We start from the raw sequence: 546 nt of genomic DNA, 5'->3' as shown, positions 1-546 counted from the left end.
CGTACTTGTTCAGCCAATGTTGGCGAAATTAGCTGGCCATACTGAATGGCAAGCACCTGAGTCTATCCCTGCTACGACAAAAACTGCATTTAAGAAAGCGCCGGGCCGCACGGACTACCAACGTGGCATCTACACGCTAGAAGATGGCAAATTTGTCGTTGAAACCACTGGCAACCAAAGTTCTGGTGCCTTCCGCTCAATGAGTTTGGCAAACTGCTTTGTGGTGTTGGAACGTGAGCGTGGCCGCGTGGAAGTTGGCGAAACGGTTCAAATCCAACTGTTTAACTCAACGTTATACTAGGAACGTGCTGTGGATATTCTTTCCGATCAGGAGATGCTGCGCTATAATCGCCAGATCATTCTTCGCCAGTTCGATTTCGAAGGGCAAGAAGCGCTCAAACAAAGCTCCGTGCTTATTTTGGGTGCGGGCGGTTTAGGCTGTGCTTCTAGCCAATACCTCGCCACAGCAGGTGTCGGCCGCATTACGCTCATCGATGACGACATTGTAGAGCTCTCTAATTTGCAGCGCCAAGTATTACACCACGA

The 546-nt window shown here is 50.0% G+C and carries 1 protein-coding gene and 1 pseudogene; both read left to right on the top strand.

Features of this window, described 5'->3' with window-relative positions; translation table 11 throughout:
* Positions 1 to 301 (top strand): annotated as a pseudogene (locus tag R7Z49_RS27020) (molybdopterin molybdotransferase); the annotation flags it as partial.
* 9 nt (positions 302 to 310) lie between these two features.
* Positions 311 to 546: ThiF family adenylyltransferase (locus tag R7Z49_RS27015; protein WP_318112746.1), on the top strand; the 236-nt coding region annotated here is incomplete at its 3' end.

Source organism: Vibrio sp. 1562, assembly GCF_033340155.1.
GTDB classification, from domain to species: domain Bacteria; phylum Pseudomonadota; class Gammaproteobacteria; order Enterobacterales; family Vibrionaceae; genus Vibrio; species Vibrio alginolyticus.
This window is presented reverse-complemented; position numbering and strand designations above follow the sequence as displayed.